Below are 1,980 nucleotides of genomic sequence, written 5' to 3' on the forward strand. Positions count from 1 at the left end.
GTTAAGACGCGATGCATTGCACACGATGACAGGCTGGGAAGCCTATCCCACAATGATTTAACGGGGTTTTGTGGGGGACCAGCCGTAGAGGTCGGTTAGGGCGCCTAGCACGACGTCACATAACTGGTGTAGCCGAATGGGCTTGCTTAGCACTTGATACGCCTGCATCGATTCGGCTTCGCGACGGATCTGTTCGTCCAATTCCGCCGACATCAGTACACAGGCGGGACGGTCGGGGGTGTCGACCAGCTGTCGCATCAAATCCAGCCCGGTGACGCGAGGCATGTGGACGTCGACCAATGCCAAGTGGACTCGCCGCGTGCGGATCACTTGCAAGGCTTCGTCGCCGTCGCTCGCTTCGCTGACCTGGAAACCTCGGCGCGTGAGCCCCTCGCAGACGACACGACGGAATGCCGAATCATCATCGGTAACGAGCAGGTTTGGCACAATCATCATTGGAACGTCCTCTGCTTGCACGATCCCTCTGTCGCACAAGTCTACGGGGCACTGCCAAACGGGCAGCCAGCAAGTACACTATTATAGCTTAGCAACTTTGATGCCGGTGCCATTTTAATCCGCTGGCGGCTTCCATTTGCGTCGTTCTGAATAGGCTGCCTGTGAGTCCTTCTCCGCCAAAACCACCTGTGACGACTCCACCGAATCGGCCGGACGCCTCGCCCGCAGCGGCAGCCGCGGTCGGCGAGTTGGCCAAACGGATCATCGGCAACGTCGAACTGGCGATCGTGGGTAAACGCAAACAATGCGTTCTGTCGCTGGTGGCGTGGCTCAGTGGCGGGCATATTTTGTTGGAAGACGTGCCTGGGGTCGCCAAAACGATGTTGGCTCGCGCGTTGGCCCGCAGCGTCGGCTGCAGTTTCAAGCGGGTTCAGTGCACCCCCGACCTACTGCCGTCGGATGTCACAGGCACCTCGATTTTTAACCAGAAAACGAGCGAATTTGAATTTCGGGCGGGACCCGTTTTCACGCAAATTTTGTTGGCGGACGAGATCAACCGGGCAACGCCGCGAACGCAAGCGTCGCTGTTAGAGGCGATGGCAGAGTCGTGCGTGACAGTGGACGGAAAAACACATTCGCTGAAGCCGCCTTTCTTGGTGATCGCGACGCAGAACCCGGTCGATCACGAAGGAACTTTCCCGCTGCCGGAAGCTCAGTTGGACCGTTTTATGATGCGATTTTCGCTGGGCTATCCCTCAATGGACGAAGAATTTCGGATGTTAGAGATGCTGCAGGGGGCACATCCGGTGGACGGTTTGAAACCGGTCGCGGCGGCCGAAGAGTTAGTGCAGGCGCAGTTGGAGATCCGGCGGGTTCATGTCGATCCTCGCGTTCGCCAATACTTGTTGCAGATCGTGCATCAGACGCGGTTGCATGACGACTTGGCGCTCGGCGGCAGTCCGCGAGCGACGATCGCGTTGTTCCGTTGTTCGCAAGCGATGGCAGCGATCCGCGGGCGAGCGTATGTGTTGCCCGATGATGTCAAACGCATCGTCGCTCCCGTGATGAACCACCGTTTGATCGTCCGGCCGGAAAGTCGATTGCGAAAGGTGACCGCGGAAAAGATCGTCGAAGAGATCCTCGGCGAGATCGCCGTGCCGACGATCGAAGCGGCGTAGGCGTAGGCCGGATCAAGTCGCGGTAGCGACGCCGATCCGGCGGGGGAATGCGGTGGCGATATTGAAAAAGTTAAATTGACAATTGAACATTGAAAAATGAGGGAAGGCGGCGGGAGCCAGTAGCGAAAGTCGCAGAGACTTTTGGTTGTCGTGGGCTTCCGGTGCTTGGGCAACGCGGGAGAAGGATTGAAAAAGTTAAATTGACAATTGTAAATTGAAAAATGGGGAGGGAGGCAGGGAGGCCTTGCACCCGATGACAGGCTGGAAGCCTATCCCACATTGACGAAACTCTCGGCGAGTTTCGCTTGCAGCCTAGTCTCCCAACTCCCAGCTCCCAGCTCCCAGC

Annotated in this window: 2 protein-coding genes; one reads left to right on the top strand and one right to left on the bottom strand. The window is 57.7% G+C overall.

The genetic code is table 11. The annotated features are described in order from the left end of the window. Positions 1-57: 57 nt before the first annotated feature. The gene (locus RMSM_RS35840; RefSeq protein ID WP_008709620.1) at positions 58-456 is read right to left on the bottom strand and encodes a response regulator; all 399 of its coding nucleotides are present in this window, start codon (positions 454-456) and stop codon (positions 58-60) included. Between the two features lie 188 nt (positions 457-644). Here RMSM_RS35840 and RMSM_RS35845 point away from each other — a divergent pair, with 188 nt between their 5' ends. After that, complete coding sequence (locus RMSM_RS35845) at positions 645-1,634, top strand: AAA family ATPase (RefSeq protein WP_008709621.1); 990 nt, start codon at positions 645-647, stop codon at positions 1,632-1,634. Positions 1,635-1,980: the final 346 nt, after the last annotated feature.

Origin of the sequence: Rhodopirellula maiorica SM1 (genome assembly GCF_000346295.1) — a bacterium.
Lineage (GTDB): Bacteria > Planctomycetota > Planctomycetia > Pirellulales > Pirellulaceae > Novipirellula > Novipirellula maiorica.

Bases quoted from the DNA above. Each gene is read 5' to 3' on its own strand.
- RMSM_RS35840 (WP_008709620.1), bottom strand. From the start codon at position 456: ATGATGATTGTGCCAAACCTGCTCGTTACCGATGATGATTCGGCATTC.